20 protein-coding genes and 1 tRNA gene are annotated in these 24,352 nt (G+C 59.8%); 3 read left to right on the top strand and 18 right to left on the bottom strand.

Translation table 11 applies throughout. The annotated features are described in order from the left end of the window. Positions 1-12 precede the first annotated feature (12 nt). The 7 genes from AC0GUR_RS02495 to AC0GUR_RS02465 form a co-directional block, all read right to left on the bottom strand. Positions 13-1,458: a DUF1254 domain-containing protein gene (locus tag AC0GUR_RS02495; protein ID WP_472875886.1), complete on the bottom strand. Its 1,446-nt coding sequence runs from the start codon at positions 1,456-1,458 to the stop codon at positions 13-15. 487 nt (positions 1,459-1,945) lie between these two features. Then, complete coding sequence (locus AC0GUR_RS02490) at positions 1,946-2,194, bottom strand: YlcI/YnfO family protein (RefSeq protein ID WP_472875885.1); 249 nt, start codon at positions 2,192-2,194, stop codon at positions 1,946-1,948. A gap of 52 nt (positions 2,195-2,246) precedes the next feature. Continuing rightward, the gene (locus tag AC0GUR_RS02485) at positions 2,247-3,533 is read right to left on the bottom strand and encodes a TniQ family protein (protein ID WP_472875884.1); all 1,287 of its coding nucleotides are present in this window, start codon (positions 3,531-3,533) and stop codon (positions 2,247-2,249) included. Between the two features lie 92 nt (positions 3,534-3,625). Next, on the bottom strand, positions 3,626-4,201 hold the full coding sequence (locus tag AC0GUR_RS02480; protein WP_472875883.1) for a hypothetical protein: 576 nt from the start codon (positions 4,199-4,201) through the stop codon (positions 3,626-3,628). Between the two features lie 1,294 nt (positions 4,202-5,495). Next, entirely contained in the window at positions 5,496-7,064 is a 1,569-nt protein-coding gene (locus AC0GUR_RS02475; RefSeq protein ID WP_472875882.1) for an alpha/beta hydrolase, read from the bottom strand. 288 nt (positions 7,065-7,352) lie between these two features. Beyond that, a complete protein-coding gene (locus AC0GUR_RS02470) occupies positions 7,353-7,847 on the bottom strand; it encodes a RidA family protein (RefSeq protein ID WP_472875881.1) in 495 nt (164 codons plus the stop codon). 108 nt (positions 7,848-7,955) lie between these two features. After that, the gene (locus tag AC0GUR_RS02465; protein ID WP_472875880.1) at positions 7,956-8,807 is read right to left on the bottom strand and encodes a LysR family transcriptional regulator; all 852 of its coding nucleotides are present in this window, start codon (positions 8,805-8,807) and stop codon (positions 7,956-7,958) included. 233 nt (positions 8,808-9,040) lie between these two features. Here AC0GUR_RS02465 and AC0GUR_RS02460 point away from each other — a divergent pair, with 233 nt between their 5' ends. The 3 genes from AC0GUR_RS02460 to selD all read left to right on the top strand — a co-directional run bounded on the left by AC0GUR_RS02460 (position 9,041) and on the right by selD (position 11,509). Further along, positions 9,041-9,385, top strand: a complete 345-nt coding sequence (locus tag AC0GUR_RS02460; RefSeq protein WP_472875879.1) for a carboxymuconolactone decarboxylase family protein — start codon at positions 9,041-9,043, stop codon at positions 9,383-9,385. Positions 9,386-9,458: 73 nt separating this feature from the next. Continuing rightward, positions 9,459-10,070 carry a protoglobin domain-containing protein gene (locus AC0GUR_RS02455; protein WP_472875878.1) on the top strand — a complete coding sequence of 204 codons (612 nt, stop codon included), beginning with the start codon at positions 9,459-9,461 and terminating at the stop codon, positions 10,068-10,070. Positions 10,071-10,468: 398 nt separating this feature from the next. Further along, a complete protein-coding gene (gene selD / locus AC0GUR_RS02450; protein WP_472875877.1) occupies positions 10,469-11,509 on the top strand; it encodes a selenide, water dikinase SelD in 1,041 nt (346 codons plus the stop codon). 552 nt (positions 11,510-12,061) lie between these two features. Here the strand turns inward: selD and AC0GUR_RS02445 are convergent. The 11 genes from AC0GUR_RS02445 to AC0GUR_RS02395 all read right to left on the bottom strand — a co-directional run bounded on the left by AC0GUR_RS02445 (position 12,062) and on the right by AC0GUR_RS02395 (position 24,197). Further along, a tRNA-Sec gene (locus AC0GUR_RS02445) sits at positions 12,062-12,158 on the bottom strand. Beyond that, on the bottom strand, positions 12,111-14,105 hold the full coding sequence (selB, locus tag AC0GUR_RS02440) for a selenocysteine-specific translation elongation factor (RefSeq protein WP_472875876.1): 1,995 nt from the start codon (positions 14,103-14,105) through the stop codon (positions 12,111-12,113). Before selB ends, AC0GUR_RS02445 begins: the two co-directional genes overlap by 48 nt. Beyond that, a complete protein-coding gene (selA, locus tag AC0GUR_RS02435; RefSeq protein ID WP_472875875.1) occupies positions 14,102-15,535 on the bottom strand; it encodes an L-seryl-tRNA(Sec) selenium transferase in 1,434 nt (477 codons plus the stop codon). The genes selB and selA overlap by 4 nt, the downstream gene beginning before the upstream one ends. A 126-nt stretch (positions 15,536-15,661) precedes the next feature. Then, entirely contained in the window at positions 15,662-16,612 is a 951-nt protein-coding gene (gene fdhE / locus AC0GUR_RS02430; RefSeq protein ID WP_472875874.1) for a formate dehydrogenase accessory protein FdhE, read from the bottom strand. Then, the gene (locus AC0GUR_RS02425) at positions 16,609-17,268 is read right to left on the bottom strand and encodes a formate dehydrogenase subunit gamma (RefSeq protein ID WP_472875873.1); all 660 of its coding nucleotides are present in this window, start codon (positions 17,266-17,268) and stop codon (positions 16,609-16,611) included. The genes fdhE and AC0GUR_RS02425 overlap by 4 nt, the downstream gene beginning before the upstream one ends. After that, on the bottom strand, positions 17,265-18,188 hold the full coding sequence (gene fdxH / locus AC0GUR_RS02420; RefSeq protein WP_472875872.1) for a formate dehydrogenase subunit beta: 924 nt from the start codon (positions 18,186-18,188) through the stop codon (positions 17,265-17,267). The genes AC0GUR_RS02425 and fdxH overlap by 4 nt, the downstream gene beginning before the upstream one ends. Positions 18,189-18,198: 10 nt before the next feature. Continuing rightward, positions 18,199-20,667 carry a formate dehydrogenase-N subunit alpha gene (gene fdnG / locus AC0GUR_RS02415; protein ID WP_472875871.1) on the bottom strand — a complete coding sequence of 823 codons (2,469 nt, stop codon included), beginning with the start codon at positions 20,665-20,667 and terminating at the stop codon, positions 18,199-18,201. Positions 20,668-20,679: 12 nt separating this feature from the next. After that, a complete protein-coding gene (locus tag AC0GUR_RS02410) occupies positions 20,680-21,273 on the bottom strand; it encodes a hypothetical protein (RefSeq protein ID WP_472875870.1) in 594 nt (197 codons plus the stop codon). 304 nt (positions 21,274-21,577) lie between these two features. Beyond that, positions 21,578-22,885, bottom strand: a complete 1,308-nt coding sequence (locus AC0GUR_RS02405) for a sensor histidine kinase (protein WP_472875869.1) — start codon at positions 22,883-22,885, stop codon at positions 21,578-21,580. After that, on the bottom strand, positions 22,882-23,622 hold the full coding sequence (locus AC0GUR_RS02400) for a response regulator (RefSeq protein ID WP_472875868.1): 741 nt from the start codon (positions 23,620-23,622) through the stop codon (positions 22,882-22,884). Before AC0GUR_RS02400 ends, AC0GUR_RS02405 begins: the two co-directional genes overlap by 4 nt. Positions 23,623-23,651: 29 nt before the next feature. Beyond that, positions 23,652-24,197 carry a redoxin domain-containing protein gene (locus tag AC0GUR_RS02395; protein WP_472875867.1) on the bottom strand — a complete coding sequence of 182 codons (546 nt, stop codon included), beginning with the start codon at positions 24,195-24,197 and terminating at the stop codon, positions 23,652-23,654. Between the last annotated feature and the right edge of the window lie 155 nt (positions 24,198-24,352).

Raw genomic sequence — 24,352 nt, 5'->3', positions numbered from 1 at the left:
GAGTTCGTCAGCTCACTTCTTTACTTCCCCCAGCTCTCGTAGCGGCGGAGGCGTCCACTGCCCACTGATCACCTGCGGCCTGGGCAAGTACAAGCGCATCACCAGACCCATTGGTCCGTCAGGCGCAGGCAGCCAATTGGACTCGAGCGCCGGGCCTGGAGAGGCATTTTGGAAGTAGAGGGTAATGCCACCGTCTGCATCTCTCTTAAGGGAGTCGAGCATCGCGGCATTGATCAAGTAGCGATGGATTGGGTTTTCGACCATCAAACGGGTCTTGCCGTCATACATAGTGACCGACCAAAACGCATCGACTGGTGGAAGCTGGCCTGGTTTAAAGGTGATCGCGTAGTTGAACTTGCCCGTGTCGAGCATCTTGCCGGCCGCATCTGTCAGGTAGACTGGATAGACCGTCTCTTCCGCATCGTTCCCGTAGATGCCGCCCATCGCGCCTAGCGCCCGCTCTTTGTATTTTCCGCGCATCTTTTCTGGTGTACCGAACAACCCAACGGATGTCTTGAGCGTGAGCGTCGAAGCTTCCAAATCCTTGGAGGCGGCTTGCTCCCCGACTCCGATCGCTTTCCTTACCTGGTCAGAGAGGCCGGCGGGCGGCCACGGCGCGCCAGCAGTGACGCCAATTCGCGCGAATCTTGCCCGCACGTGATCTTCGCCGGCCAAAGGCGGGGCGAACTGGAGGAGAAAGTTGGCGTACCTCCAAAAGTCGGTTTTCGCACTTTCCAGCGTGATAGCCGGGTAGTCGATACTTGGGGGGGTGGGTGGCGCCGCGCGGCCCAAGTAGACACTCAGAGGTTGTACGCCATATCCACTCTGAATGTCCTTTACTTGGGGCAGGTCTCCCGCGTTGAACAGCTGCGTTCGAAATTGCGCGAACATCAATTGCGTGGGGCTGTGCACTACTCGCTTGATCCCCGCCGGCAGCGGGCCGTTCCAGCCGGGTCCGGCGATGAGAAATTTGCCGCCGTCATTGCCATCCTTGCGTGTACCTAAGTAGTCGACGTTATGCGTATATAAATCGACCAGTTGCAGCGAGTAGTACCTGTTCTTCGCGACCTTCGGCAGCGTCACCACCAGCGGCTCGGCTCGAAGATCCATAATGAGATATGAGTACGGCGTATCGGAGTTTGCCGTGACGATCGCTGTGTCTGCCGGTGTAAAGACGCGCGCCACGTTGTGAATCTGGTTCATCGGCCCCTTGTACTGGCTACCGTGGGGATCGAGCGAGAATTGATAGATGGTCAAGTAGTTCTGGACCATTGGATAGGTATAGACGTAGGCCTCACGTGCGATGGATTCTGCCTCGGAGGAAGACACTGGATGAGCGCTTGACGCCTGAGCTGAAGCGTTCTGCGAAACAGGGACCATGTAGCACGCCACAGCGAAAATCAGGCAGGTTGCGGAGGTGCGGGCCATGATCAGAAACTGACGCCACAGATTGGACATCGCTGCATTACTCTTTTTGATTGCCGGAGATTGCATCACTTCTTCGCCTGAAAATTGCTCTGAAGTCAGCGTTGACCGAAATGCGCTCTGCGCATGCCACGGGTTGGGCTGGGGCGAACGACCATCGATAGCTGAGCGCCGTCGCGGCAAGTTCCTTAGTTCGGAGAGGGCACAGACGACAGTTTTACGCTAGTCGTGTCGATTGACGACCGTAGAACTACGCCGGCTGGATAAGTAAAACTACTTGCATTGCGAAAGGTCCGCGTTGGGTCGGAAGCGGACGTTTCCTAGCCGCCAACTTGCACGAACAATCTCCAGTTTGGCCTGAACACTACGTGGGTAGTGAACCTGATGCTGGTGACATCTACCTTGGGTCGCGAATTCAGCAGGCGGGTAACCCGTTTAACCGAAGCGCAGGCAAGCTAAGACTCCCGATGTGCACCACCGGATGGGCAAGAAAACACCTGATCACCGACTCTTCAAAATTTCACTTCAGCATTTCCTCGAGACATTTCAAGACCTCATCCGCCGTCACATAGCGGCCAGTCGCCCTAGCCTTATTACCTGACGCCATGCCCCGAGCTATGAAATCGCGGCGAATCTTCCGAAAAATAACTGCCTTTCTCAAGGAAACCTCAATAAACCCGGCGAGAGTCTCCCCTGGCTCGAGCAACTCACGAATGGACGTCAAGAGTTCGTGATCAAGCTTAAAGTCAATTGGATGGTCGTTGCTCATACATTAGGTCTCAATCAGTCTAGCGGATCCCCCCGGTCAATCTGGCATTCGACTATCGTGCTTGGCCCCGATCAGCCCATTTGCCGATGACCCATTCCACGGCGTCCCAGATTCGCAAATCTCTTTCATAGCCCTGAATATTCGAAGCGTCGTAAGCATTCATCGCTGCGAAAGCACCATCCAAAAGCTTAACCGCGTCAGATCGCTTCACTTCAGCATCAACAATCGAGTCCAAGAAAGACCTCGCCTCCCATCGAACGCCATGCTTGATGATTAGGTGTCTCACGAACATGTAGGAACGTCTCAAAGACTCGAGACGTTCAATGTCTCCCTGACACGCATATAGCTCTTCATATCTTTCGCAAATCTTTGGATCCGCGTCACGAACCATAGCCACCCGAACGTTGAGAGGCCGCAAAAGAAGCGACAACGGCGGTACATATAAAGGTCTAGTGTCAAGCATAGAAGCGACTAGTCTGGTCGCCACATAGATTCGCTTGGCACGACATGCCGATGGAAGCGGAGGATAGGAAAGCGCACACCAATGATCGAATAGTGCCGGACTTGATGACTCACTTGGTGCATTCAAAAACTGACTTACTGATATACCTCGCAGGGCACACAAGTTAACTAAGGATCGAATCGTCAAACGGCCAGACCTCAGAAAGGCTCTCCTGTGAATGTCGCGGAGGCACAGTCGAATGGCCCCTTGAACACCGCCACGACCACGTACATTCTTTTGAAGCCCCTCAACAAAACGCTCGTATGTGCTCCGTGACAATGGATGCTCCCGAGGGGTTGCGCAAAATTCGACCAACTCTTGAATCTGCTTATCAACCCACAACAGAAGGGTTGGCAATCGCGCAGGAGCAGACTTCCATCCCAAGGATTCTCCGCATGATGAGCATATTCTTCGCCGCTTTAGATCGCTCACCCTCGTCTGGAATGAACCGCAGATCGTGCACTCAAATTCAAGGCGGCACTCATGAACTGGGCAGCAGCTAATAAGATCAACACTCCACAGCAAAGGCTCGTAACTCTCATCGTTCCAATGCAGATAACACATTGGACACCAACGCCGCGTTCCTCGCCTATATTGACTTGAACATTTTGAAATGACGCCGGAGAGTGCCCACAGAGTCCCGTGCCTCAGATTTCTCTGCCCTGTCAATGCCTCCAATGCGACGATATCCTTAAACACTGGGTCGATAGTGCGCAAATCAAATTGCCTATTTCGCGATTTGGCACGCTCGGGGCGAATCAATAGAGCAATCTCTTCATCTGCCAACCCCGTAGTCCAGACGAGGCGATCATAGTAATAGGCCAGCGATTCAACCATGGAGGTTCCTACTCCACGGATAGGGAGCGGTGGCAATACGGTCCAATGAGGCAGGAGCACGCTTATCTTCGGTGAGGTTCGCTTATGTGCCATCACTGAAGAATATTTCGAATGGTCGTGGCATCAGCGGGGGTCCTCAGGAAGTCAAAGAGCGACGCCTCCGCGTGAAGGGTTGCCAACGTAGCCTGACTACTCACAGCCTGTTCGAGATGCCGCTTACAAATTGCCGGGCATTCTTCAAGCGATCGAAGGTCATCGGCTCGCCGATAGTACGCGTCCAACTCTCCGAAAACACCGGCGCTGGACGCGTACGCCAAATCGAGAGTGTCTCGAATGAGGGTTGGTCGACTGAAACGGTGAGCCTTGGCAATGGACATCGAAAGCCTTTCGAAATTGCCCCTATCATCCTGCTCGTCATGACGATAGCGATCGATGAAGACAAACCTGGATCGGCGAAGAATCTCCGCGTTACCCTCCCATAGCGACGCGACCTTAGGTACGCCGAACATGACGAGAGTCACCCCGATTTCCTCAGCCAAGCACATATAGTTAATCATGTGATCGACGGGGTGTTTTGACCGATGGGTGTAGGTAAGTGAGGCTGCTTCCTCAACGAAAATTGCCTTCAATCCGCGAGCGACCGCAGTACGCTCTACACATGTACGCATATGGTGCTCCGTGTTCTTCTTGCGTAAGCCCAACGCAAATGAACTTCCCATTCTTTGTTCCATCCTCATATGAGAATTATCAGGATCTTCCACCTCCGCCCTATGGGCGACCCAACTGAAGTCGGGGTCAGTGATCGCCAGAAACAAAACTGTCCGAAGCACTTTTCGATAGAGACGTCCGCGTTGATAACGCAAGAATCCGAGATGCAAATCGGAAAGAGCGCTCAATTCGGGCGGCAGAGGCAAATGCTGCTGCCGGGAGTGTGGAGCACCTGATGGACGACATTGAAAGTCGGAGCGCCGTCTCGACTCCTTTGAAGCGACTAGAGAGATGGTCGTCCAATGTGAAGTTGATAGAGCCCTTTGCTACGGAGGACTCCGAATGAGGACCATCATCAGGCATCCGGCGTTTGATAAGGGGCGTCAGGCCGTGTTGCGTGCACTCGATACGCGGATGCGTGGCCAGATCATCTTTGTGGTCGGGATGTCCGGGGTCGGCAAGTCGGAGATCAGATACGACGCTATGCGCTCGTATGCAGGGCCGCCCGAGTCTTGGAATAAAGGTCAGTTGCCGGTCATATCAGTACGCGCAACCCCAAGTGACCGATCAACTTTCAATCCCAAGGAGTTCATGTTCCGTTATCGATGTCACTGCGGCCACCGTTTCGCAAACTATCTGAAGTCATAGCCAGAACCCATCCTGTGGCAAATCTGACATACATGCGCCGATAATCAACGCAATCCAGCCGCTTCTCGATTGCAGGCAGGGTGTTGATGCGATGCAATAGCTCACCGCTACGGAAAAGTCGCACTGGTTGTCAGATCACATGTGGCGAGGCTATCGATAGCTTTCTTCTTGATCTACAGGGGAGCGCAACTTGAGCGGTGAGTGCTCGGACAGACGGCCTTCGCCGAATCTCGCCCCCGCAGGCTCAGGCATAACCGTATGCGATCGGAATCCCCGCCCCCGCTCGTAGCAGCATCATCTTTCCGGCACCAACTTTGGTTGTCAAAAGGGAAGGCGTTGTCGCAAATGTATCCAACGCAACTGTATGTTTTATATGCATTTGCACAGACATTGCCGACCAGCAACTAGCAAAGTACGTAGATAACGCCGCCAAACTGCGCAAACTTTGATCTCTGGGATGGCACACACATTGATGTCATGCCCAATGGGGAAACAGCGCCATTGGGCCCGATGGCCCGGTCGTTAGGGAAAATCAGAGAACACAGCCCAAGGGTCAACGGAGGGCATCAGAGATGCCGGGTAGGACTCGGGCTGAGGCCCCGCACCCTACCAGGGCAACTGCGCCCCGCCTGCGTCGATGTCACCGTCTTCCTCGAATTCCTTTTCCATGGCCTCTCTTTCGGCTTTGGAGGGCGGCTTCAGGCTGCGGGTATCGCCGCGGGTCGGTGGCGGGGCCGGGTTGGCGATCTGTTCGCGCACCCGGTCGAGTACGTAGCTGAAGAACGGATTCGATGCCATGCGCATCATGGCATCAATATTCAGCACCAATGCCCCACGTTCACCGCGCGGCGCATGGGTACCAAGATGGGTGCCGTAGAACTCATTAGGGTTGGGTGTCGTGCCGTAGAGCGAATCATCCAAGGGAAAAGGCAAGGATACGTGCGACATGGAGAACACGCCCTCTGGGTAATACAGGGACAGGGGGCGTGTCTGCTGTTCCGTGGTATGCGGCGCGATGGTCATCTCCACGATGGCGTCATCCGGCGGCACGCTCTTCAGCACGGTGATGCGGAAACTCTGCGGCCCATTGGGAAGCACACGCGTCAGCGCCGTGGATGAAGAACGACGCATCAGCACATCAAACAAGTGATCGCGATTGACGTCGAACAGGACGATCTCGCTGCCGTTGTCCGGCAGCAGTTCATACAGCGACCGTATGACCGCACGCGTGCTCACCGTGAAGTCGACTACGGACTGGAAGGTCAATACCGGCGCGAGATCACCCAGCTGATGGTTCTGCGCAAGGCGCTGCAGCTGGCTCTGCAGCACGTCAGTAAGCCGATAGGCCTGACGCGCGCCATTGACGGGAAATGAGTTGTACTTGAACGGATTGAACTCGGGGACCACATCCAGCCAGGAGGCGCGCGCAAATGCCGGCAACATGGCGGGCAAGCCCGCTATGCCGGCGAAGCGGGCAAAGCGCGTGATGCCGACCATGGGTGAGATGAGAATCAGCCGGTCCGGACGAGCAAGGCGATGGTCCTCGATTGCATCGAGCGCATAGTTCAACGCCAGCGCACCGCCATTGGAAAAGCCCACCATGTGCAGCGGTGCATGAGGGTCGACATGGGCACGCGCTTCGCGCACAGCTAGCCGCGTTGCAGCGACCCAGTCTTGCCACTGCACATGGCTAAGGCCTGCCGGCACGGTGCCATGTCCGGGCAAGCGAATGGCGACGACGTAGAAACCCGCGTCACGGTAAACGCGGGCGATATGGCGAAGACTGTACGGCGAGTCGGTCAGCCCGTGCAGGAGTACCACGGCACCGACAGGCGTTCCGTTGGGGACCATCTGATACGAGCGGTTCCAATCCGTGGCAAAGCGACCGGGGTAGATCGGCGCGTTTGCGTAATAGCGATTGGTCGCAATTTGATCGCTGGTGGGAAGCTTCTCGGTGACGTTGCGCCTCACCTCATCGAAGATCGCATTCTCAGCAGCGAGGTAGCCTTTCCAGTCGGTGGCATCGATCTGGGCGGCAGTCAGCTCGTGTGGCTCAAAGGTGTGCCAGGGGTGCAGCGGCGGACCGCGCCACGCATCCCATGCGCGCATGCCAACCATGGTGGCCAGTACCACCAAAAGCAAAATGACCAACCGCTTGAGAGTCCGCATGATCATGGCGCTTAGGGCCTACGACGATGGACGACGGCAGCGTTACCCGGTTGATACGCTCGAATTCACTCACAACGGCGGAGGGCAAGCCAGCAGCCGTTATAACGCATGGAAACCTCGCATAACCCGTCGCTCCCGCGAAAGCGGGGATGACGAGCGAGAGCGAGACTTTCGAAGTTCCCAAATCTCGTGCACACGTGCATGGAGCCCGATGTGGGGTCCAGCCCGCGTGAAAATACCCGGCGCGACAGCGAGGCTATCCAGGCCTCAGCGCGTGCGGCTTCGCGGCCTGCCCTACGGCCTGGCCGCGATCACCTCGATCTCCACGCGGTAGCCAGGGTTGGCGAGCCCCGCGACCTGGAACGCCGAGCGAGCCGGCAGATGTGGCTGTGTCCTGGTGCCAAAGAACTGCGTATAGCCGGCCATGAAGCCGTCGAAGTCCATACGCCCGCCGTGTTGGTCATCGCCAACCAGAAACACTTGCATCTTCACTACGTCGCCCAGGCTCAGGCCCCTTGCCTGGAGTTGTTTCTGTATCCCGGTGAGCACACCGATGGTCTGAGTCTTGGTATCCCCGTAGGCGCCTACGGAATCTTTGGCTGCGTTGGCGTCGACCACTGGCGGAACGTTACCACTGACGAATACCAATGCTTTACCAGCAGGTACTTCTACCGCCGCAGAAATAGGAAAGTTACTGTCTGAAAGCGGGTAACGCACCACGTCTTTGGCGCTGACACCATGGCTCAACAAGACAGCAACCAGGGCTGCGACTAGATGGTTCCTGCGCACAGGTATTCCCCTTCGATGGTCAAGGCAACCAGTTATACAAGGCAGCCATGACGGCTGGACAGGCTCGCGCCAGGGCCGACCCGCATTCGTTGCAGATCCGTCCAGCCGTCAGCTGGCCAACCGGTCCACCACACAATCGAGCAGTGCCCTGAGCCTTGCAAGCCCACGCATGTCGCGGTGATAGCCCACCCACACTTCACGCACCGGCGGCTCCTCGCCCAGATCAATGCGCTTGAGCTCACCGATGGCGTCACCCAAAGGTCGAGGCAACACAGCAATGCCTGCACCCTTGGCACACATGCGTGCCTGCACCGCTCGCGCGTTGCTGCGGAAAGCGACACGCGCGTTCGGCAGCATGCGTTGCAACCAGGCCACCTCGGGCATGCCGCCAAAGGCAAGGTTCATCATCAACAGCGATGCACCCTCGCCATCGCCAGGTACTGGATGCAGATAGGTCGAGGCCACATAGACGCCATAAGGCATCTGAAGAAGCTTGCGCGAAACGATGTCCGGTTCGTCGAATGGCTGGATACGAAACGCCAGGTCGGCTTCCCGTCGTGACAGGCTGAAAACTCGCGAGTCAGTCAGCAACTCGACCATGACCCGCGGATGTTGCTCATGGAACTGAGCGATGACCGGCGTCAGCACAAACTCAGCAAACCAGTCCGACGAGGTGATGCGCAACATGCCATCGAGCTGCTGCTCCTTCCCTGCGAGGTGGCGCTGGAAAGCGAGGGCCTCTTCCTCCATGCGTTCGGCATGGCCAAGCACGGCCGTACCTTCGTCGGTCAGGACGAAGCCATCCTTGGTGCGATGCAAGAGCCGATGCCCCAACGCTTGCTCAAGCGCCTGCAATCGCCGTCCCATGGTGGGCTGGGTCTGCCCCAGTTTGCGCGCGGCACCACCCAGCGTTCCCTCGCGGGCAATGGCCAGAAACACCCGCAGATCACTCCATTCCATAGATAGCTTTCCGATCAAACTGAGGGACTGGTGCTAGCGACAGCCATGCAATTGTGCATGAACCTTATGCAGATCTTTGGATCAACTTGCAGAAATATTTGGCGTAGCTTACGCACCCATCCCCCGCTGCCCTGACGTACCCACCCATCCCGTTCTGACGATTCCGCAACACATCTCAGAAACGTGCGGGTCCGGCCAGGGAAGCCCCGCCTCACAATCCAAGGAGAATGCTCATGATGAATTGGCCTGAATACCGGACGGAGCTGATGGGCCGAATTGGCGACATCGGCAAGCTGAGCCCCGACACGCTGGCCGGCTATCAGACGCTGTCCAAAGCGGGCAGCAAGACCAACCATTTGGACGCAAAGACGCGCGAACTGATCGCCTTGGCAGTCGCAGTCACCAGCCGCTGTGACGGGTGCATTACCGTCCACACCAGCGAAGCCCTCAAGCATGGTGCGTCCAGAGAGGAAATCGCAGAAGCGCTCGGCGTGGCCATCGCCCTGAATGCAGGTGCTGCCTTGGTGTACTCGGCCCGTGTCATGGACGCCGTCAGTCAGTACGGCACCGCCGCCTGATCAGCCTCGACGCTCCCGGCTTGCCCGGCGCCAACGCATCGGGCAGCCACACCTTTCCTCACCGAGATACTCCATGAACCGTTCTGCCATCGACATCCCGGGTTATACCTACGGAACACCTGATGTTGCACCCTCGCCGGTGACACTTGCCGATCTTGAACAACTCAAGGCATCCGCTGGATTTACGGCCGAAGACGAATACTTTCTGCGTATGGCCGGTGCGGTGCTCGACGAGCAGGTCGAGGCCATCGTGAAACACTGGCGGGCCAACATCATTGCGGGCATACCCCACCTTGCCATGCACTCGCGAAACGTGGATGGCTCACCGCTGCCGGATTATCTTGCGCGAAGCAGCCGTCGGTTCGAGCAATGGATTCGCGATACCTGTCTTCGACCCTACGACCAGGACTGGCTCGACTACCAGCATGAAATCGCACTCAGACATACCCATCTGAAAAAGAACCAGACGGATGGTGCGCCATCCACATCCCACGTGCCCTATAGCGACATCGTCGCCTTCGTTGCCGTGCTCAACGAAACCCTACGGCCCTATCTCGCTGCCAAGGGCCGCGATAGTTCAGACGTCTCTCGCATGCACAAAGCCTGGTGCAAATCGATGCATATTCAGATCGCGCTCTGGGCAGAGCCTTACATGAAGGCTGTGGGCGTTGGCACGCCAGCATGACAACCGGTAGACCGGTTCTCCCGGTATGCGCTCCAAATACGGCCTAATCCGCTGGTATCAACCAGTTCATCTTTCGTCCGACCCAGCGCTAAGCCTCAAAACTCCTTGCAACCCATGTCAGCTACCTTTTGCGTTGATCGACTAAAGCCGCCATCGACGGAACGCGAATAGCTCGAATGACGAAACGCGGCTCGTCGCTTTCCGTCGGCGTGTCGATGGGACGTGCCCGCGCCGACTTCCTATGGTCACGAGAAGAAAGGCTTGCAACCGGCCCTGCCCGCTTTGTCTAGAGCATTTCAACGGCCGTTTAGACTTCTTGCGCCACCCGCGGGCGTGGCCACCATGGGAGGCTCGCAGTAGACTGGCCTCAGCACCATCGGGACTTTCGCAGGATCGCTATGACCTCCGTTCGTTTGACCGACCTAGCCCATGGTGGCGGCTGTGGCTGCAAGCTTGCGCCTTCAGTGCTTCAGCAATTGCTTACCGACAAGCCGGCAGCGATGCCGTTTGCGCAGCTGCTGGTGGGCACCGAATCCAGCGACGATGCCGCCGTGTGGCAAGTGGATGAACACACCTGCGTTATCGCCACTACCGATTTCTTCATGCCGGTGGTGGACGACCCTCACGATTTCGGCCGTATCGCTGCAGCCAATGCGCTGTCCGACGTGTACGCCATGGGCGGCAGGCCGATCATGGCGCTGGCCATCCTGGGCATGCCTCTGGGCAAGCTGGACATTGAAACAGTGCGCGCCATCCTCGCCGGCGGCGAAGCCATCTGCGCACAGGCCGGTATCCCTATTGCGGGCGGCCATTCTATCGATTCGGCCGAGCCCATTTACGGCCTCGCAGCCATCGGGTTGTGCGCGCCCGCCAACGTGCGCCGCAACACGGGTGCACAAGCGGGCGATGCCTTGATTTTGACCAAGGGTATCGGTGTGGGCATCTACTCGGCGGCGTTCAAGAAGCAGTCGCTATCAGCTGACGCCTATGCCGAGATGCTTGCGTCGACCACCCTGCTCAACCGCGTCGGCCATGAGCTGGCCAAGGATGACGACGTCCACGCGATCACCGATGTCACCGGTTTTGGCCTGCTGGGGCATGGCATGGAAATGGCCCGTGGCAGCGGCATGCGACTTCGAATCGAACAGGCACGCATTCCCTATTTCACCCAAGCCGAGGCGTTGGCCGAGGCCGGCTATGTCACGGGTGCCTCCAAGCGAAACTGGCTCAGCTATGGCGAAGGCGTCACCCTCTCCACGGACATGCCGGAATGGCGTCGCGACTTACTGACCGATCCGCAGACATCGGGTGGCCTGCTTGTAGCGTGCAAGCCTGAGCGCGCTGAGGAGATCCGGACGATGATCGAAGAGGCGGGATATCCGCGAGCGAGCATCATCGGCACAGCCACGACAGGCACCCCGGGCATCGAGGTCATCTGATCAGTACGTCACCAGATCCAGGTTGAGCAAACGGTGGAATTAGTTTGCTCGTCATTCCTCGCTTCACCGGAATGAAGTTGTATATGGAACGGTGAGGCAAGATTGGCCCCTCACCCCAGCCCTCTCCCCGGAGGGGAGAGGGCGAAGTGCAGTTCACCACGGACTCTCCAACACACAACATAGCGTTCGACCGCTTTAAGTCCTCTTCGCGATGGCGCGTTGCGGTGTAGCCGCACCGCGTGTCGGGCGATCGTGACGATCCGGACTTCGCAGACGACAAGGCTCGTATTTATCACGACGCTACGGCAGCCCCGCTCTTAAGGCCATTTTCTTTGGGTTACTTTTCTTTTGGGCCAGCAAAAGAAAAGTGACTCGAGCGTCGGCAGACGATCGAAACGCCCGCCGCGTAGGCGGCAACCCAGCCGTGTTGCCACAACCAGGCGCAAAGTCACTGGATCCCGGTCTTCGCCGGGATGACGTCGAAAGTGAAGCGGTGAGGCGCCATGCGCCGTTCCTTGCCTGTGCCGCACTCGCGGAGAAGACGAGCGAGAGTGGCGGAAGAGAATGGGAGTCGAACCCACCCGAGACAGTCTTATCTGCCTCACCCGGATTTGAAGTCCGGACGCCCCACCGGAGACGATGCTCTTCCATGTAAATTGGATACTGCAGTAGCGGGCCCAAACAAGTCGAGATACTGCGCCCGAATGCTACGCAACGTACCACGATTGAGCGTCACGCCCTGTCGGTCGAAAAACTCCAGTATCTGGATCGCCACTTTTCGACCATTGTCGAGGCGGTCGCGAAATTGCGCCGCCGTAAACCGACCATCGCTTGCGTGGGCGGCCACGTCGGCGGCAATCAGCACCATCTCGTGCGTCGTCGTGCGCAGGAAGAAGTGATCATGCGCCACCTCATCCACCAGACCCAGGCGTGCGGCGAATTTCATCAACTGTCGGATGTCCGGTTCCGCGCGTGCCAGGGTCCCAGCGATGTCCCGCACGCGCGGTGGACGGAATCGCACGTCATCACCCAATAGTGGCGCAACGGCCCGCCATAGCGCCTCGCGTTCCGCGCTCAGCTGCAGGGAATGGCCAGCTAAACGCACGAAGGCGCCATCGCGCACCACGCGATCCGCAAGGTCGGCATGTTGCAGAGCCAGCGCAAACGCCGCAGCGGGCAACTTGAGTGGCAAGGCCTGCCGCAGCCGTTCCCGCCCCATGCCCTGCAAGTCGGGCTGGGTTTTATGGAAAGCCTGGAGACGCTCAAGCAGGTCAACGATGAAAGCCTGCCAATGCCCTGGACTGACGGCGATGCACGCCTCGCCGACATCAAAAATTACCGCTGAAAGTGCCGTCGCGATGTGCTCGCGCTTCGCCGCCGACAACGCACGATCCCGCGCGAACGCAGCAAGGTCCCAAGCGAATGGAGGTGCATCCAATAAGGCCGCAAAAGCCGCCTGTGGATCGTCGATGGCTTGTGCGCGACGTTGCAACTCGCGCTCGGAAGAACGGCGCTGGCGCGCAGGCGCGCGCAGGTCAATGAACTGACCGCCACCGATGGTGCGCCTGGCAGAGACATCGCGTAGCACGAAACGGTCGAGCACCGACGCGGCAATCGGTCGATCCAGCACCAGCTGGATGTCGGCCGTACGGCCCGGCAACAGTTGATGGCCTTCGAGCACCACGACGCGCGTGCCGACCTCAACGGCGCCATGATGCAGGCGGGCCGGAAACCACTGCCCCATCACTTTGGGTTCGCTGGGCAGGAGATGCAGCCGCGCGTCGATACGGTTGGTCGGCGCATGCAGCACAGGATCCACCAGCAGGTCGCCGCGATGAATCGTATTCTTGGCGATGCCCTCGCCGGCAAGGTTGAGCGCGCAACGATCCCCTGCCCGCCCACGCTCCACCGGCCGGTTCTGCGCATGCAGCGAACGCACGCGGGCCGTGAGCCCCGAAGGACTCAGTTGCAGTTGATCTTTCACGCGTACTTCGCCCGAAAGCACCGTGCCAGTCACCACCACGCCGATACCGGACAGGATGAACACGCGGTCAACGGCGAGGCGAAAGCGCCCATCGGCGACGCGCTCTCCCAACGCATGTGCTTCGTCAACGAGTCGATCACGCAGCGCGTCAATGCCCTGCCCTGTGGCGGAGGAAACCGGCAGTATTTCCGCACCTTCAAGCGTCGTGCCCGCGATTGCCTCGCGAATTTGCACCCTCACTTCGTTCAGTCGTTCGGGTGTCGCCAGATCGGACTTGGTCAGTGCGATCAATCCGCCCCTGACGCGCAGCAGATCCAGAATCGCAAGATGCTCCAGCGTCTGCGGCATGACGCCATCATCCGCCGCCACGACCAGCAAGGCGACATCGACACCGCTGGCTCCAGCCACCATGGTGTGCACAAAGCGCTCGTGCCCGGGCACGTCGACAAAGCCGAGAATGGTGCCGTCTTCAAGCGGCAGGTAGGCGAAGCCCAGATCGATGGTGATGCCGCGAGCTTTCTCTTCTTTCAGGCGATCGGCATCAATGCCAGTCAGCGCTTTGACCAGCGATGTCTTGCCATGGTCGATGTGGCCTGCCGTGCCGACGATCATAAAGTGCGCGCAGTCAGGTCACTGGTATCCAGTTGCGCGAGCGCTGCCAGAAAGAGCGTTTCATCCGTCTCAGCCAGGCAACGTAGATCGAAACACAGCGCACCCTCGGCAATGCGCCCGATGATCGGGTGAGGTAATACGCGCAATGCTTCCGCCAACGTCTCGAGTGTGCGCTGGCTACCGCAAGGGCGGATCAGTAGTCCACTACTGACAAGCGTATCCGTCGGCAAGGCGCCGGAACCGATCTGGCTGTGGCAGTCACCGACTTCGACCACGAACGCGTCACCGAGCCGCTCGGCCACGCCCGCTTGCAGTCGGTGAGCCTGTGCGTCGATATCCGACTTGCGGCGAGCCAGAAAGCGCAGCGTGGGCAGGCGTTCGGCAAGACGGTCTGGATCGCGATATAAGCTCAGCGTGGCTTCCAGGGCAGCAAGACGAAGCTTGTCCACGCGTAGCGCCCGCTTCAGTGGATTGCGATTGATCTGCTCGATCAGCGCGCGCTCACCGACAATGAACCCCGCCTGCGGACCGCCCAGCAGCTTGTCGCCGGAAAAGGTGACCAACTGCGCGCCTTCAGCCACCGCCTGTCGCACGGTGGGTTCTTTGACGAGCCCGTAACGCGACAAGTCGACAAGGCTGCCAGAACCCAGGTCGTTCAACAGCGGCACGCTGGCGGCACGGGTGATGTCAGCCAGCTCACGTGCGCCGACTTCTGCCGTAAAGCCCTGGATCCGGTAATTCGAGGTATGTACCTTGAGCACCAAACCGGTGTGCTCGTTGAATGCATTGCGATAGTCCGATGGATGGGTGCGATTGGTCGTGCCCACCTCGACCATGCGGGCGCCGGCTCGCGCCATGATGTCGGGCATGCGGAACGCACCACCGATCTCGATCAGCTCACCACGTGACACCACCGCCTCACGCCCGAGCGCAAAGGTGTTGAGGCAGAGCAGCACCGCCGCGGCGTTGTTGTTGACCACGGTGGCGTCTTCTGCACCAGTCAACTCGCAAAGCAACGCGCGCAGGTGATCATCGCGATCGCCACGTGTGCCGCTGGCCAGGTCGTATTCCAGCGCTACTGCATGGCGCATCGCTTCCACCGCCGCATTGATGGCGACGTCGGCGAGCACGGCACGACCAAGGTTGGTGTGCAGCACCACGCCGGTGAGATTGAACAGCGGGCGCAGGCTCGGTACCTGAGCTTCCAGAAGCGATTGGGCCTGTTGGGCCAGCGCCTTGGCGCTGGGTGCGGCCGTGGGTGTCGTGCGCAAGAGATCGCGCGCATCATCGATGACCTGACGAATCGCATCCGTGGCGGCGATGCGCCCATAGCGCTCCACCAGCAGCGCCGCCTCAGGGGTTGCCAGCGCAGCGGCAACCGCAGGCAGGTGGCGCAGGACATTGACCTCGGGCTCGGCCATGGCGCTCATCCACTGACACCACCGGTCGCCCAGACGTCAACGCGGGCGCACGGCGATGGAGAATTGGTAGCCCCTATGCTGGAGCGACCGACTGGCAGGGTCAAGGCGAACAGGGGCATCGAAGAAACGTGCGGTCTACTCCAAGACCGCCTCGCTATCACCCATCAGTAGCAGCGGATTCGGCGCGTGTCTGGCAAAGCCCTCTTCAGCGATCAGCAGATCCAGCCCCAGCGAGGCGAGGTCGTCCGCATAGGGGTCAGCCTGCATATCGCGTTCCTGATAGAGCAGCTTGGCGTAGGTGTGGCAGTCGCCACAGGTTTCGGCCTTGACAAGGCCCGGGTCATCTTCGATACCTTGCAGAAGCAGTTGCCTGGTAGCGCCACAGGTTATGCACACGGCGCGTACGTGATTCCACGCCGTTGAGCACAGCGAGCAATACAGGTAACGAGTACCTGGCGTGATACCGCTGGCGGTAATCACCCCGGCTACGGAAGGCGATCCACAGCAAGGGCAAAGACTGCGTTCTTCGAGCAGCCGCAAGTCGTCGACCTTGAGCTGGGCCGCTGAGCCGGTGAAGTAGACCTGCAAGGCCGCCGCAACGAAGACGGCAGCGCCCGCATCAGTGGACGTGAGCCCGCCGCGCAGAAACTGGTCGGCCAGCTTGTCCAGCGCGGTAGCGTCACTGCGGCGCAGCTGCGCCACGGCGTCCTGCGCCGCAGGCGGCAACGCCTCGTGATCGATGCTGTCGAGCAGCACGGCAAGGCCCCGGCTCCAGGATGCATCGCGGCGATGGCCGTCCGCCGCCAGTGGTGGCAAACGCGCCTCCGTGGCCTGGGCAACCACGGCCGAACTGAGTGCCGTAGCGGGAGCGAGCGTCGTTGCAACGGCGTGCTGCGCCCGCGCCAGCGTCGCCATGAAACGCAGCCAGGGCTCCAGCGGGTGCCGGGTGGCCAGTTGTTCCAAGCGTTGCGCGGTAGCGGCGAAGCGTTTGGCCGGGTTGGCCAGCACAATCGGGTCGGGAGACTTGACGCCAGCGTGCGCTGGTCCGGTCCACTTGCTGTCGGGCGGGGTTTCGGCTTGCCTCACGGGCGTTTCCTGATCATGTTCTTGCCATGCTGGCCGGACGGCAGCTCCTCCAGCCACTTGCGATGGTGACGCCACGCCCAGCCGGGCGTCACGTAACCCTGAGTCATGGCGCGCATGGAGCCGCGTACCCAGATCGCCGCATACACGTGGACAATCCAAACGATGATCGCCGCGATGGCCGCCATGCTGTGGATCAGCACGGCGGCGCGTTGCACATGAATCGAGGTGGCCCGGCCGAAATACACTTCCCAGATCACCAGGCCGGTGAAGAACAGCACGGGAATCAGCAGCGTCATCGACCAGAACACGATCTTCTGACCGGCGTTGTTGGTGCCGACTGGCGGTGCACTGTCCTCTTCATTGGTCACCACGAACCTTGCTGCTTTCAGCCAGGTAACATCATCCTTCGTCCAAAGATTCTCACGCCAGAATTGCACGACGAGGCCGAGGTAGCTGATCAACAGCAAGCTACCCATCCACGGATGCGCCGCTCGCGTCCATTCTCCGCCGCCGAACAGGCCCGACAGAAAGAACAGCATCGGGTGAAACATCGACAGGCCGGACAGCACCATCAGTACAAAGAGAATGGCATTGATCCAGTGATTGACCCGGTTGAGCGTGGTGTATCGGGTGATGACGGTTTTCGACGCGCTCATGGCGACTTCTCCGTTTCCGATTCCGATTCGCGCAGGACACGCTCGCCTTCGGCCTCGTCCTTTTCGGTCACCTCGTTCGGGCCTTCGGCAACCCAGTGGAACAGACCCGCGAGCGCCGCGATGGCCACACCCACCATGGCCAGCGGCTTGATGATGCCTTTCCACGCCGTCACTACCGGGCTGATGTGCGGTCGATCCGGCAGACCCGAGTACAACGACGGCCTGTCCGCGTGATGCAGCACATACATCACATGGGTGCCGCCGATTTCCTGCGGATCGTACAGGCCGGCTTGTTCAAACCCACGCGACTTCAGGTCGACGATGCGCTCTTCGGCCTGGTGCGTCATGTCGGTCTTGGAACCGAACATGATGGCCCCCGTTGGGCAAGCCTTGACGCATGCCGGCTCCAGGCCGACCGAAACGCGATCGGAACATAGCGTGCATTTGTAGGCTTTGTGGTCCTGCTTGCTGATACGCGGAATATCGAACGGGCAACCCTTCACGCAGTAGCCGCAGCCGATGCACTTGTCGCTGATGAAATCGACGATGCCGTTGGCGTACTGCACGATGGCGCCCGGCGCCGGACAAGCCTTCAGGCAACCCGGGTCTTCGCAATGCATACAGCCGTCTTTGCGAATCAGCCACTCGAGATTGCCTTGCTCGTTCTCGTACTCGGCAAACTTCATCAGAGTCCATACGCTCGGCGACAAGTCCGCAGGGTTCTGATAAGACCCTTCGAAGGTGCCAACCTCCGGACGCAGGTCGTTCCACTCCATGCACGCCGTCTGGCAAGCCTTGCAGCCAATGCATCGGCTGACGTCGATGAGCTTGGCCACCTGTTCTACGTGGCTACGCGCCGAGGGCGGCGTCAAGGTCGACGCGGAGCGGCGGACGTAGTCTTGTGATTGCAGATCTGACATGACTGTCCCCTCAGGCCGCTACCGGCGCGCTGGTCTTTTCCACGTTGACGAGGAACGCCTTGAACTCGGGTGTCTGGGTGTTGGCGTCACCGACGGATGGCGTCAGCGTGTTCGCGCCGTAGCCCTTCCTGGCCTGACCGGTGAAGCCCCAGTGGATGGGCACGCCGATAACGTGCGTCGGCTTGCCATCCACCGACAGCGGCTTGATGCGCTTGGTCACATAGGCCTTGCACACCACCTCGCCGCGCTTGGAGGTCACTTTGACCCAGCCGCCCTGCTCGATGCCCTTCTCCTTCGCCAGCACCTCGCCGATCTCGATGAACTCTTCCGGCTGCAGCACCGCGTTCATCAACCCATGCTTGGTCCAGTAATGGAAGTGCTCAGTGAGGCGATAGGTGGTCGCCACGTATGGGAAGTTCTTTGGACTGCCAAATGCAGCACGATCACCTTCAAACACGCGCGCCACCGGGTTGTTGCTCACCTTGGGATGAAGCACGTTTTCGACCGGTGATTCGAACGGCTCGTAGTGTTCGGGGAAGGGACCGTCGCTCATCTGATCGCGCGAGAACAATCGCCCCAGACCTTCGGCGTTCATGATGAAGGGACCGACGCCGTCAGAGGGCTTCACGGTGGGGCCATAGTCGGGCACATCGATACCCACCCAGCGGCTGCCGTTCCATGAGATGACCGGTTTAGCGGGATTCCAAGGCTTGCCATCCGGGTCGGCGCTGGCGCGGTTGTACAAAATGCGTCGATTGGCCGGCCATGCCCACGCCCAGTTCGGCGCGATGCCCTGCTCGCGTGGATCGGTGGCATCACGGCGCGCCATCTGGTTGCCCTTCTCGGTAAAGCTGCCTGAGAAGATCCAGCAACCCGACGCCGTCGTGCCGTCGTCACGCATCTGAGCGAAGCCATCGAGCAACGTGCCTGCTTTGGTCACCGCACCGGTGGCCGGGTCGGTGAGATCGGCCAACGCGCGGCCATTCATTTCCTTGGCCAGTTCCTCCGGATCCGGATTCACCGGATCGGTGTATTTCCAGGTGATGTTGAGCAAGGGATCCGGGAACGCACCGCCTTCCTTGCGATACATCTCGCGCAGGCGATGGAAGATGCCGCTCATGATCCAGATATCCGACTTTGCCTCACCAGGACCATCGGCTGCTTTCCAATGCCATTGCAGCCAGCGTGCCGAGTTGACCAGCGAGCCGTTCTCTTCGGCAAAGCAGGTAGTCGGCAGCTGGAATACTTCGGTCTGGATCTCGGCGGATTTGGCCGGGTTCTGCGGGCCAAAGTCCTGCCAGAAACGCGAGGTTTCCGTATCCAGCGGATCCATCGTCACCAGGAACTTCAGCTTGCTCAAGCCGCGGCGGATCTTGCCGCGATCCGGGAACGCCTGCAGTGGATTGAAGCCCTGGCATATGTAGCCATTCATCTGCCCTGCGTTCATCATCTCGAACGCTTTGATGATGTCGTACAGCGGTATGTCTAGCTTGGGTAGCAAGTCATAGGCCCAACTGTTCTCCTGGGTGGCTGCGTCGCCGTACAGCGCCTTCTGCAGACTGACCACAAACTTGCGGTAGTTCTGCCAGTAGCTGGTCTGGCCCGGACGCAGCGGTTTGAACAGCTTCGTCTTCATGTACTCGTCGAAGCTGGTTTCCTTGTCGTTGGGCAAGGTGAGGTAACCCGGCATCAGGTTGGAGAGCAATCCAACGTCAGTCAGCCCCTGAATATTGGAATGCCCGCGCAACGCATTCATGCCGCCGCCGGCCACACCGATATTGCCCAGCAGCAACTGCACCATGGCCATGGTGCGGATGTTCTGCGAACCCACCGAATGCTGAGTCCAGCCCAGCGCGAACAAGCTGGTCAGCGCCTTGTCGGGCGCGGAGGTACTGGCGAACAGCTCGCACACGTGCTGGTACTTGTCTTGCGGCGTGCCGCAAATGCGGGAAACCATCTCTGGCGTATAGCGGGACACATGCTGCTTGAGCAGATTGATCACGCAATGCGGGTTCTGCCAGGTGTCGTCGCTCTTTGCGAACCCCTTGTCGTCCAGTTCGTAGTCCCAGCTGGATTTGTCGTAGCTATGCGTTTCCTCGTTGTAGCCACTGAACAGGCCATCCTGGAAGGCAAAGCCGTCTTTCACGATCAGGCTGGCGTTGGTGTACGCGCGCACGTACTCGTGCTGGATGGCGTCTTTCTCCAGCAGATAGCGGATGATGCCATTGAGGAACGCAATGTCCGTGCCCGGACGGATGGGTACGTAGTAGTCGGCCACCGAGGCCGTGCGCGTGAAGCGCGGATCGATGACCACGAGCTTGGCGCCATTTTCGATCTTCGCCTCGATCACCCATTTGAATCCGCACGGGTGCGCTTCGGCGGCATTGCCACCCATGACGACGACGACGTTGGCGTTTTTGATGTCCTGCCAGGTGTTGGTCATCGCACCGCGACCGAATGATGGGGCCAGACTGGCCACCGTCGGTCCGTGTCAGACACGCGCCTGGTTGTCGAACACCACCATGCCGAGGGAGCGCGCCACCTTCCAGGTGAGGTACGCGGTTTCGTTGGACGATGCCGACGCAGCCAGCATGCCGACGGTGGTCCAGCGGTTCACCGTCGTGCCAGCGGCGTTCTTGGGTATGAAGTTCTTGTCGCGATCGTCCTTCATCAGCCTGGCGATGCGGTCCAGGGCGAAATCCCAGGACACTTCCTTGAACTCGGTGCCGCCCGGCGAACGATAGCGCGGCATCCTCAGTCGCGTGGGCGCGTGCACCACATCGAGCAGGGCCGAGCCTTTCGGGCACAGCGTGCCGCGGTTTACCGGATGATCCGGGTCGCCTTCGATATGGATGATGTTGGAGCGCGCATTCTTAGCATGGTCACCCATGCTGTAAATCAGAATGCCGCAGGCCACCGAACAATAGGTGCAGGTGTTGCGGGTCTCGGTGGCGCGGGTGAGCTTGAAGGGCCTTACGGCAGCGGCTTGCGCCACCCCTGATGGTCCGAAGCCGAGCACACCAAGGCTCGATGCTGCCAGACCTAGGCCAGTGAACTTGATGAATTCGCGGCGGGTAAGTGCCATCGAAGGTGCTCCCGGAAAATCTGGCTGGACATACCGCCCGCTGGAGGGCGGTGGACGTGGCTCGAAAACTTCCGTGATCGCGGCGGAAACGGCATCGTCGCGTGGTCAAAAAGGTAGCACAGATTGCCGGAGGCGGCTGCCGATGACAGCGGCTCAGGTGACGTCGACTTGCCCCGCGCCAGGTCAGCTGACACCGTTTGGGCCAGGCTAGCGCGCACGCCATGCAAGCACGTTCGACATGCGAAGATCGCGTGAAGATGTCACAAGTCCACTGGCTACTGCCCGTCCTGCTTCGCGCTTCCTATCAGGGCAAAACCATCAATGCCGTCAGACCACCACCTTCGCGGTTGGCGAGGGTCAGTTCTCCGCCGATGGCGCGCGTCAGCTGCGTGGCAATCGCCAACCCAAGGCCAGAGCCACCGGTGTCACGATTGCGGGATGCCTCGAGGCGATAGAACGGTTGCAGCACCTGCTCAAGCTCATCTTCGGGAATGCCGGGCCCGCGGTCGGCGACGGCGATGCACAACCCGCCCTCAGTGTTTCGCCAAGCACTGACTTCGGCAGCACCGCCGTATTTGATGGCATTGTCGATCAGGTTGCCCAGCACGCGCTTCAAGGCCTGCTGCCGAAGCATGGCGCTGCCGCTGACCGTGGTCGAAAGCGATACCGGACGCCCCACGTCCTGGTAATCGAACACCATGCTCTCCAACAGCGCGGATATATCGACACGCACCGGGGTCTCCGCGCCCCCGTGCGCGCTGCGCGCATAGGCCACGCCTTCGCGCACCAAGTGCTCCATGGCTTTCAGGTCGCCGAGAATCTTCTGCCGATCTTCGCCCTCCTCCAGTGATTCAGCGCGAAGCCGCATGCGCGTGATCGGCGTCTGCAAGTCGTGTGAGATCGACGCGAGGATGTGCAGGCGCTCCTTCAGGTGTCGCCCGATGCGCTCCTGCATCGTATTGAAGGCCACCGCCGCCTGGGCGACCTCGGTGGGCCCCTCCTCGCTCATCTTTGGCCCATCCGCGGTCGGCGTCATCGCTTCCACGGCCTGGGAGAGGCGGGTAAGCGGGCGCGTAGCCAGGCGTACCGCGAGCCAGGTGAACAACAACAGCAGTAGCACCTGCAGCACCAGCACAAACGGCAGCCACCGTGCGACCGGCGTCAGGCGTGGGGTAATTTCGAGGGTGAGCGGCGTCCCGTCGTGCAGGGTGAAGTGCACCTGATAGCGCTCAGGCTGCGTGGAGATGGTGTCGGCATGCACCTGAAAATCAGGACCGACCTCCTTCGCAATGCGCCGCGTTACTTCGCGCGAACGCTCCGAGATCAACGGCGTGCCCGGTTGCCCGGGTCCCAGCAGATAGCGGTAATTGTCGCGTTGCAGCCGGCCGAGCCAGCTCGCGCGTTCCTCGGCAGGCAGTCGATTGAGCACAGCTACCGAGGTGCCCACGTCATGCTCCACCGTGTTGAGCATCACCGCGGTGGTGCTTTGATAACGCTCGTACAGCAGCAACGCTAAAGAAAGCCCCTGCGCCAGCATCAGCCCGGCAAGAATGATCAGGTAAAGACGCGACGCCATGCTGCGCGGCAGCCAGCGCGGTGACGTACGGCTCATGAGAGGTTTCCGTGCACGGTCACCGGCATGGAAAACACGTAACCCTCGCTGCGCACGGTCTTGATATACGACTGTTCTTTGGCGCCATCGCCCAATCGCGTGCGCAAGCGACTTACCAGCAAGTCAATGGAACGATCAAACAACTCCGCATCCCGGCCCTGGGTAAGGTTGAGCAGTTGATCGCGCGACAGCACGCGTTGCGGATGATCCAGGAATACTCGCAGCAAACGGAACTCCGCACCGCTCAGCGCCACGATGGTGCCGTCCTCATCCATCAGGTGGCGGGCCGTGGTGTTAAGGCGCCAGCGGCCGAACGACAGCTCATCGCTGGTTTCGGTGATGCGCAGGTTAGGCGGCAGCATGTGGGTACGGCGAATCACCGCCTTGATGCGCGCCAGCAGTTCACGTGGTGAGAACGGTTTCACCACATAGTCGTCCGCGCCCATTTCCAGACCGATGATGCGGTCGGTCTCGTCGTCTCGCGCCGTGAGCAGCAGGATCGGTAGCGCGCGATGCTTGCCACTGCGCAAGGTACGGCACAGCACCAGACCGTCGTCGCCCGGCATCATGATGTCGAGCACCACCAGATCGAACGCCGACGCCTCGAGCTTGGCAAACATATCGCGACCGTCCACTGCCGCATCGGCGCGAAGGCCATTCTTTCGCAGGTAGTCGACCACACCGGTGCGAATGTCGTGGTCGTCATCGACGACGAGAATGTGCTCAACATGATCCATGACGTTATCCCTGAGGTTGCATTGACGCGTCAGGGCGCCTGCCCGAGCAACTGGCGAACGCGCGATTCGGTTTCATCGTAGTTCCCTTCGCCAAAGTGGCTGTATACCAGACGGCCGTTACGGTCGATAAGGTAGATGGCCGGCCAGTACTGGTTTCGGTAGGCATTCCAGATGCGGTAATCATTGTCGATGGCTACCGGCCAGTCGATCTGGAACTGACGGATGGCCGCCTGCAGGCTGGACACACTCCGCTCCTCATCGAGTTCCGGCGTGTGGACGCCAATCACCACCAGCCCGTCTTTGGCGTACTTGTCATGCAAGGCCTTGGTATGCGGCAACACGTGGATGCAGTTGATGCACTCGCGCGCCCAGAACTCCACCAGCACCACCTTGCCATGCAGCGCGTCGAGCGATTGCGGGGGCCCATTGAGCCAGCCTGTGGCACCACTCAGCTCCGGGGCCCTAGCGGGCGTGGACGCCCCTTGTGCATTGGCATCGCTCCACGCGCCGGGCCAGGAAGCCGCCAGCGCGGCACCGATCACGGCGGTGGCTGCAAGGATTCGGAATGAAAACATGGTTCTTGCCTCGTGGGTCAGACGCGGCGTCACCATGCGCCGCTGTGGCAACCATGAAACCGCTGCCGCTTGTCCCGGACGTGTCCGCGCTGCCGGCTTTTTGTATCCGTTTGTAGCAACGCCGGGTGCCACAGCTGGCGGAAGGTGAGGACGTT

The organism is Dyella sp. PARNA 12/25 (assembly GCF_055702865.1).
The sequence above is the reverse complement of the archived record's forward strand: the minus strand, read 5'-3'. Positions and strand labels throughout refer to the sequence as shown.

Coding starts and splice junctions, on each gene's coding strand:
- AC0GUR_RS02495 (WP_472875886.1), bottom strand. CDS start 1,458: ATGTCCAATCTGTGGCGTCAGTTTCTGATCATGGCCCGCACCTCCGCA.
- AC0GUR_RS02475 (WP_472875882.1), bottom strand. CDS start 7,064: ATGATCATGCGGACTCTCAAGCGGTTGGTCATTTTGCTTTTGGTGGTA.
- AC0GUR_RS02425 (WP_472875873.1), bottom strand. CDS start 17,268: ATGAGCGCGTCGAAAACCGTCATCACCCGATACACCACGCTCAACCGG.
- fdxH (WP_472875872.1), bottom strand. CDS start 18,188: ATGTCAGATCTGCAATCACAAGACTACGTCCGCCGCTCCGCGTCGACC.
- AC0GUR_RS02460 (WP_472875879.1), top strand. CDS start 9,041: ATGATGAATTGGCCTGAATACCGGACGGAGCTGATGGGCCGAATTGGC.
- AC0GUR_RS02490 (WP_472875885.1), bottom strand. CDS start 2,194: ATGAGCAACGACCATCCAATTGACTTTAAGCTTGATCACGAACTCTTG.
- AC0GUR_RS02400 (WP_472875868.1), bottom strand. CDS start 23,622: ATGGATCATGTTGAGCACATTCTCGTCGTCGATGACGACCACGACATT.
- AC0GUR_RS02485 (WP_472875884.1), bottom strand. CDS start 3,533: ATGGTTGAATCGCTGGCCTATTACTATGATCGCCTCGTCTGGACTACG.
- AC0GUR_RS02465 (WP_472875880.1), bottom strand. CDS start 8,807: ATGGAATGGAGTGATCTGCGGGTGTTTCTGGCCATTGCCCGCGAGGGA.
- AC0GUR_RS02455 (WP_472875878.1), top strand. CDS start 9,459: ATGAACCGTTCTGCCATCGACATCCCGGGTTATACCTACGGAACACCT.
- AC0GUR_RS02410 (WP_472875870.1), bottom strand. CDS start 21,273: ATGGCACTTACCCGCCGCGAATTCATCAAGTTCACTGGCCTAGGTCTG.
- selB (WP_472875876.1), bottom strand. CDS start 14,105: ATGATCGTCGGCACGGCAGGCCACATCGACCATGGCAAGACATCGCTG.
- selA (WP_472875875.1), bottom strand. CDS start 15,535: ATGAGCGCCATGGCCGAGCCCGAGGTCAATGTCCTGCGCCACCTGCCT.
- selD (WP_472875877.1), top strand. CDS start 10,469: ATGACCTCCGTTCGTTTGACCGACCTAGCCCATGGTGGCGGCTGTGGC.
- AC0GUR_RS02480 (WP_472875883.1), bottom strand. CDS start 4,201: ATGCGTACATGTGTAGAGCGTACTGCGGTCGCTCGCGGATTGAAGGCA.
- AC0GUR_RS02395 (WP_472875867.1), bottom strand. CDS start 24,197: ATGTTTTCATTCCGAATCCTTGCAGCCACCGCCGTGATCGGTGCCGCG.
- AC0GUR_RS02405 (WP_472875869.1), bottom strand. CDS start 22,885: ATGAGCCGTACGTCACCGCGCTGGCTGCCGCGCAGCATGGCGTCGCGT.